General features: G+C 72.6%; 8 protein-coding genes. All 8 read right to left on the reverse strand.

All coding sequences use genetic code 11. The annotated features are described in order from the left end of the window. Window positions 1-214: 214 nt before the first annotated feature. Window positions 215-1027, reverse strand: a complete 813-nt coding sequence (gene proC / locus RM572_RS28400) for a pyrroline-5-carboxylate reductase (RefSeq protein ID WP_311676247.1) — start codon at window positions 1025-1027, stop codon at window positions 215-217. A 116-nt stretch (window positions 1028-1143) separates the two neighbouring features. Beyond that, window positions 1144-1881, reverse strand: coding sequence for an ABC transporter permease (locus tag RM572_RS28405; protein WP_311676248.1), 738 nt, complete (start codon window positions 1879-1881; stop codon window positions 1144-1146). After that, window positions 1878-2663: an ABC transporter ATP-binding protein gene (locus RM572_RS28410; protein ID WP_311676249.1), complete on the reverse strand. Its 786-nt coding sequence runs from the start codon at window positions 2661-2663 to the stop codon at window positions 1878-1880. The genes RM572_RS28405 and RM572_RS28410 overlap by 4 nt, the downstream gene beginning before the upstream one ends. Window positions 2664-2739: 76 nt before the next feature. Further along, complete coding sequence (locus RM572_RS28415) at window positions 2740-3030, reverse strand: hypothetical protein (protein ID WP_311676250.1); 291 nt, start codon at window positions 3028-3030, stop codon at window positions 2740-2742. 113 nt (window positions 3031-3143) lie between these two features. After that, a complete protein-coding gene (locus RM572_RS28420) occupies window positions 3144-3935 on the reverse strand; it encodes a class I SAM-dependent methyltransferase (protein WP_311676251.1) in 792 nt (263 codons plus the stop codon). A gap of 22 nt (window positions 3936-3957) precedes the next feature. Continuing rightward, the gene (locus RM572_RS28425) at window positions 3958-4461 is read right to left on the reverse strand and encodes a hypothetical protein (RefSeq protein ID WP_311676252.1); all 504 of its coding nucleotides are present in this window, start codon (window positions 4459-4461) and stop codon (window positions 3958-3960) included. A gap of 100 nt (window positions 4462-4561) precedes the next feature. Then, the gene (gene ilvD, locus RM572_RS28430) at window positions 4562-6403 is read right to left on the reverse strand and encodes a dihydroxy-acid dehydratase (RefSeq protein WP_027764085.1); all 1842 of its coding nucleotides are present in this window, start codon (window positions 6401-6403) and stop codon (window positions 4562-4564) included. A gap of 156 nt (window positions 6404-6559) precedes the next feature. After that, window positions 6560-7215: TetR/AcrR family transcriptional regulator (locus RM572_RS28435; RefSeq protein WP_394813723.1), on the reverse strand; the 656-nt coding region annotated here is incomplete at its 5' end.

Consider the following 7215-nt stretch of genomic DNA (forward strand, 5'->3'; position numbering starts at 1 on the left):
AGGATTTACCCGCCGGCTCCAAATCGAGCCTTTCGAAAGAAATTCCGGCATGCCGAAATCACTCCCGATGGGAGATCGCACTGAGTAGTGGGTGCCGTCATACGACGGCGGAATCGGCCGCCCGGAGAGCCAGAGGTCCCCGTGGCAACCCGATGAACACTACACCACACACTTCGCTGCTTCAAACCTCCCCGGGCGTCGAACTGACGCCCGGTCACTTCGCGTCGGCGGAACCGAGTTCGCGGCTGCGGTCGCGGGCAGCCTCGATCGCGGCCAGGAACGCCGCCCGCACCCCGTGGTTCTCCAGCTCGCGGATGGCGTTGATGGTCGTGCCGGCCGGCGAGGTGACGTTCTCCCGCAGTGTGACCGGGTGTTCGCCACTGTCACGCAGCATCTGGGAAGCCCCGATGGCGGCCTGGACGATGAGGTCGTGGGCCTTGTCCCGGGGCAGCCCGAGCAGGATGCCCGCATCGGTCATCGCCTCGACCAGGTAGAAGAAGTACGCGGGCCCCGAGCCGGAGAGCGCCGTCGCCGCGTCCTGCTGGGACTCCGGGACGCGCAGCGTCTTGCCGACGCCGCCGAAGATCTCCTCCGTACGGGCGAGGTGGCTCTCGTCGGCGTGGGTGCCGGCGGAGATGACCGACATGCCCTGGTCGACGAGTGCCGGGGTGTTGGTCATGACCCGCACCACGGGCGTACCGGAGGTGAGTCGCTCCTCGATGTACGTGGTCGGGGTACCGGCCGCGCCGCTGACGACGAGGCGGTCGGCCGGGACGTGCGGGGCCAGCTGGTCCAGGAGGGTGCTCATGTCCTGTGGCTTGACCGTCAGGATCAGCGTGTCGGCGTTCTTCGCGGCGTCGGCGTTGGTCACGCACTCGACGCCGTAGCGGACGTGGAGTTCCTCCGCGCGTTCCTCGCGGCGCGCGGTGACCAGGAGGTGTGAGGGGTGCCAGCCGCCTCGGATCATGCCCGAGAGCAGGGCCTCGCCGATCTTGCCGGCACCGAGAACGGCGACTTTCTGGGTCATGGCTGGTTGCGCTCCTCGTCCGACGGCGTCCGGCATTCATCGTCGCACTTCCGGCACCCGGGCGGGCGTGCGTTCCGGGTGCCGGGACGGGGCACGGGCAGAGGCCGTCCCGTCCGTCAGGCCGTCCGCCGCCGAAGGGTCGCGGCGCCCAGCGCGAGCACGAGCAGTGCGCTGCCCGCGACGACGATCACGTCGCGCAGGTAGTCGCCGGTGAGGTCGGTGTGGTGCAGGACCTCGTTCATGCCGTCGACGGCGTACGACATGGGCAGCACGTCCGACACCGCGTCCAGGGCGGGCTGCATGGTGTCGCGCGGGGCGAAGAGGCCGCAGAGCAGGAGCTGCGGGAAGATCACCGCGGGCATGAACTGGACGACCTGGAACTCGGAAGCGGCGAAGGCGGAGACGAAGAGACCGAGTGCGGTGCCGAGGAGGGCGTCCAGCAGGGCGATGAGCAGGAGCAGCCAGGGCGAGCCGGCGAACTGGAGGTCCAGGAGCCACACGGCGACTCCGGTGGCCAGGGCGGCCTGGACGACGGCGAGGGTGCCGAAGGCCAGGGCGTAGCCGAGGATCAGGTCGCCCTTGCCCAGGGGCATGGCGAGGAGGCGTTCCAGGGTTCCGGAGGTGCGTTCGCGCAGGGTGGCGATGGAGGTGACGAGGAACATCGTCACCAGCGGGAAGATCCCGAGGAGTGAGGCGCCGATCCCGTCGAACGCCCGGGGGCTGCTGTCGAAGACGTAGTGGAGGAGCGTCAGGAGCAGCAGGGGGACCAGGAGCAGCAGGGCGATGGTGCGGGGGTCGTGGCCGAGTTGCCGCAGGACGCGGCGGGCGGTGGCGAGGGTGCGGTGGATGTTCATGTGCGGGCCGCCTCTTCCTGGGCGCGGGCGTCGTCGACGAGGTGGAGGAAGGCGTCCTCGACGGAGGTGGTGGCGGTGCGTGCGCGCAGGGCGTCGGGGGTGTCGTCGGCGAGGAGGCGGCCGGCGCGCATGAGGAGCAGCCGGCTGCAGCGGTCGGCCTCGTCCATCACGTGCGAGGAGATCAGCAGGGTGGCGCCACGTTCGCGGGCGATGCGGTGGAAGAGGTCCCACAGGTCGCGGCGGAGCACGGGGTCGAGGCCCACGGTCGGCTCGTCCAGCACGAGCAGATCGGGGGTACCGAGGAGGGCGACGGCGAGGGAGACGCGGGAGAGCTGGCCGCCGGAGAGGTTTCCGGTGAGCGCGTCGGCGTGCGAGGTCAGGTCGACGTCGGCGAGAGCGCGGTCGACGGTGCCGGCCCGGTCGCGGCGCGGGATGCCGAGGACGGCGGCGAAGTAGTCGAGGTTCTGGCGCGCCGTCAGGTCGAGGTAGACGGACGGGCTCTGGGTGACGTAGCCGACGCGGGAGCGCAGGGCGGCGGAGCCGGCGGGGGCGCCGAGGACGTCGAGCCGGCCGGCGACCTTGGCCTGGGTGCCGACGATGGCGCGCATCAGGGTGGACTTCCCGCAGCCGGAGGGGCCGAGGAGGCCGGTGACCGTGCCGGCGGGGACGTCGAAGGCGAGGCCGTCGAGCACCGTGCGTCCGCCGCGGACGACGCGCAGGTCGCGTGCCTGGACGGCGGCCGGCGGTGGCGCGGACGGGGGTACCCCGGAGTTATTCATCATGTGTTGAATAATGCGCCTGCGCTCGCTCGGGCGTCAAGCGGGTGACGGCGTGCGCCGGGGCGAGGGCCGGGCGGAGTCAGTCCGCGCGCTCGACGACGCGCATCGACCGTTCGACGCCGGTGATCGCCTTCCGGGCCTCGGTGAGTTCCTCCATGCTGCGGCGGTGCAGCGCGACGTTGTCCTCCAGCAGCTGTGCGTACTTGTGCGCGAGCTGCTTGTACTGCTCCTCCCGCGCCGCGAGCATGCGCGCCCGCCAGGTCGCCGCGACCTGCCACACCACGACGATCAGCAGCAGGAAGAGTCCGCCCGCGCCGACCGCGCCGACGATCTCGTAACCGCCCGACACCGTCTCCGCCTGGTCTCCCACGCCGCCTCCTCGTCTCCTGCGGGCACGTCCGGCCCGTCATCTCGACGGTTCCACGGGAGGAGCCACGGATCCACGGGCGGCGGCGGATACCAGGGAAGGGTCAGGGATCGCCCCTAAGCGCTCGCGGCCGGGCGCCCGGGGCGGATCACGACGTGCAGGTCGACCACGTACGCCTCCGGCACCTCGCCGTCCGGAAAGTGCGCGAGCAGGGCCTCACGCTCGGCCTCCAGCACCGGCCGGGCGCCCTCCGGGCCGAGGACCGCGAAGGAGGAACGGCTCCCGAGGTGCGCGAGGTGGACGTCCAGCGGCACCCGGCGCACCCAGTGCACGGCGGCGCTGCGCGGCCGGTGGCCCTGGCCGTGCAGGATGTCGGAGGCCTCGTGCCTCAGGCCGGGACCGTGGTATCCGGGCAGTGCACGGGCGAGCCGTTCCTCCTGCTCTGCGGCCCACGGAACGTCAGGGTCGGGCACGTTCCACCACAGCGCCAGCGCGCCGCCGGGACGGAGCACACGCAGCGCCTCGGGAACGGAGCGGTCGGGGTCCGTCCAGTGCCAGGACTGGGCGTAGGCGACGAGGTCGAAGGAGGAGTCGGCGCACGGCAGGGCGTCGCCGTCGGCGCGTACGAGGGGCAGGCCGGGACTGGCGGCGCGCAGTTCGGCGGCCATGCCGGGTCCGGGTTCGACGGCGGTGACGCGGGCGCCGCGGTCGCGGAGCAGGCGCGAGGCGATGCCGGTCCCGGCGCCGACGTCGAGCACGTCCGCGCCCTGCAGCGGGCGGCCGGCGAGGTCCTCGACGGCGTCGAACAGCGCGGACGGGTAGCCGGGGCGGGACGAACCGTACTGAGCGGCGACGGAGTCGAACGAGCGGGCCAGGGCACGTGCCGAAGGTTCCGGGGGTGCCGTCATGGCGCCCATCGTGCCGGACGGTTCAGCGCTTGCGCCGGCGTTTCGCCGGATTGCCGGTGCGGGCGGTGCGGGCGCGTTCGTAGCGCTTGACGGCCTGCTCGTGGTCGGCGCGGAGCAGCTTCTCCCCCGGGGCCTCGACCAGACTGCGCAGCGCGTAGGCGAGCAGGACGCCGAGGAAGCCGACGATCAGGATGCTGCGCATCGAGCGTTCGCGGACCTCGTCGACGCCTTCGGGGCGGGCGCGGTAGCGGGACAGCGTGCGGGTGAAGGCCACCGAGCTGCACACCGCGAAGGCGACGACGGTGGACACCCGCACCCAGTCGCCGACCTGGGCGACGCCCAGGCCCTGGTAGGCCAGCCGCAGCACGAGGGCGCCGACGGCGGCGAGCAGCAGCGCGCCGAGGCCCAGGGCGAGGCGGCGGACGGTGTAGCCGCCGGAGTGGTCTGCCCAGGTGGTGCCGTAGAAGAGGATCGGCGGGGGCTGCGGCCGGTCCGGGTCCTCGTCGGGGCGCGGGGTGTCGCTCATGGTGTCGATTATGCCGCCGGTCCGGACGGCTCCCCTTCCCGGCTCTCCCGCGGGGCCCCCGGCCCGCCGTCCGCCGAGCGGGCGCGGGCCGCGGGGCCGCTCAGTCTCCGAGCAGGGACACGTCGCGGACGGCGCCCTTGTCGGCGCTGGTGGCCATGGCGGCGTACGCGCGCAGGGCGGTGGACACCTTGCGCTCGCGGGCCTTGGGGGCGTACCGGCCGGCCAGCGCCTCGCGGCGGGCGGCGAGTTCCTTCTCGGGGACGTCGAGTTCGAGGGTGCGGCCGGGGATGTCGATGCGGACGCGGTCGCCGTCCTCGACCAGCGCGATGACGCCGCCGGAGGCCGCCTCCGGCGAGACGTGTCCGATGGACAGGCCCGAGGTGCCGCCGGAGAAGCGTCCGTCGGTGATCAACGCGCACTTGGCGCCGAGGCCGCGGCCCTTGAGGAAGGAGGTGGGGTAGAGCATCTCCTGCATGCCGGGCCCGCCCTTGGGGCCCTCGTAGCGGATGACGACGACGTCGCCCTCCGCGACCTGCTTGGCGAGGATCTTCTCGACCGCCTCCTCCTGCGACTCGCAGACGACGGCCGGGCCCTCGAACGTCCACACCGACTCGTCCACGCCCGCGGTCTTCACGACGCAGCCGTCGGCGGCGAGGTTGCCGTGCAGGACGGCGAGGCCGCCCTCGGTGGAGTAGGCGTGCTCGGCGTCGCGGATGCAGCCGCCGGCGGCGTCCGTGTCCAGCGAGTCCCAGCGCTTCGACTGGGAGAACGCGGTCGCGGACCGCACGCAGCCGGGAGCGGCGTGGAACAGTTCGACGGCCTCCGCGGAGGGGGACCCGCCGCGGATGTCCCACTGCTTGAGCCAGTCGGCGAGCGACGGGCTGTGCACGGTGTGCACGTCCTCGTTGAGCAGACCGGCGCGGTACAGCTCGCCGAGGATCGCGGGGATGCCGCCGGCGCGGTGCACGTCCTCCATGTAGTACGCGCCGTTGGGCGCCACCTTCGACAGGCAGGGCATGCGGCGCGAGAGGGCGTCGATGTCCGGCATCGAGAAGTCGAGTCCCGCCTCCTGTGCGGCGGCCAGCAGATGCAGGATGGTGTTGGTCGAGCCGCCCATGGCGATGTCCAGGGCCATGGCGTTCTCGAAGGCGGCGCGGGAACCGACGCTGCGCGGCAGGACGGTGTCGTCGTCCTGTTCGTAGAAGCGCTTGGTGATCTCGACGACCGTGCGGCCGGCGGCCTCGTACAGCTCCTTGCGGGCGGTGTGCGTGGCCAGGGTGGAGCCGTTGCCGGGCAGGGAGAGTCCGATGGCCTCGGTCAGGCAGTTCATCGAGTTGGCCGTGAACATGCCGGAGCAGGAGCCGCAGGTCGGGCAGGCGTTCTCCTCGATGAGCGCCATGTCGGCGTCGGAGACCGCCTCGTTCGCCGAGTCGGAGATCGCGGAGATCAGGTCCAGCTTGCGGACCGTGCCGTCGACCAGCGTGGCGGTGCCGGACTCCATCGGGCCGCCGGAGACGAAGACCGTCGGGATGTTGAGCCGCATCGCGGCCATCAGCATGCCCGGGGTGATCTTGTCGCAGTTGGAGATGCAGATGAGCGCGTCCGCACAGTGCGCCTCCGTCATGTACTCCACGGAGTCGGCGATCAGGTCGCGGGAGGGGAGCGAGTAGAGCATCCCGCCGTGGCCCATGGCGATGCCGTCGTCCACGGCGATGGTGTTGAACTCGCGCGGCACGCCGCCGGCGGCCTTGACCGCGTCGGACACGATCCGGCCGACCGGCTGGAGGTGGGTGTGACCGGGCACGAACTCGGTGAAGCTGTTCGACACCGCCACGATGGGCTTGCCGAAGTCCTCTCGCTCCACGCCCGCGGCGCGGAGGAGGGCGCGGGCGCCCGCCATGTTGCGGCCGTGGGTGACGGTGCGGGACCTCAGCTCGGGCATCAGGCTCACTCCCTGGTGTGCGTCGTCGCGGCCCGCGGCGCGGTCGCGCGGGGCCGGGCTTCGAGGGTACGTCCGAGCGTACGCCGCGCGGACCAGGATGCGGACGTGGCGCCCGGATGATGAGACACCGGGCGTCGGCGAGCCGGCCCGGCCCGCTCAGACCGCGGAGCCGGCGGGCGGAGCGCCCGGGACCCCTTCGCCGGTGAGGTGGTGCTGCACCACGGGCGCGAGCTGCGCGATCAGGTCCTCGACGGGCGCGGAGGCGAGCGGCTCGATCTTGATCACGTAGCGCAGCACCGCCGTGCCGACCAGCTGCGCCACCGCGAGCTCGACGCGGTGCTGCGGATCCGGGCCCGGCAGCGACTGCGCCAACCGCGACACCAGGTTGCGGGCCACCAGGCCGCGGAAGATCCGCGCCGCCGTCTCGTTGTTCACCGCGCTGCGCACGATCGCCAGCAGCGGCTCGCGGGTCGCCGGGTTCTCCCACAGGCCGAAGACGAAGCGGGTCATCCGCTCCCCCGCCTGGCCGCGCTCGGCCGCGGCGACCTCGTCCGGAGCCCCGAAGGCGGGCGCGAACGCCTTCTCCACCGCCGCTTCGAAAACCTGTTCCTTGGTGCCGAAGTAGTGGTGCACCAGGGCGGGGTCGACCCGCGCACCGCGGGCGATGCCGCGGATCGACGCCTTGTCGAAGCCCCGGGCGGCGAACTCGGCGCGGGCCGAGCTGACGATCCGCTCGCGGGCGGACGGCTCCCCGGCGACGCGGCTGGAGCCCGCAGGGCGGCCCCGGCGACGGCCGGAGCGGGGTTCGGGGT

This window comes from Streptomyces hazeniae (assembly GCF_031845485.1).
In the GTDB taxonomy this organism is placed as follows: Bacteria; Actinomycetota; Actinomycetes; order Streptomycetales; family Streptomycetaceae; genus Streptomyces; species Streptomyces hazeniae.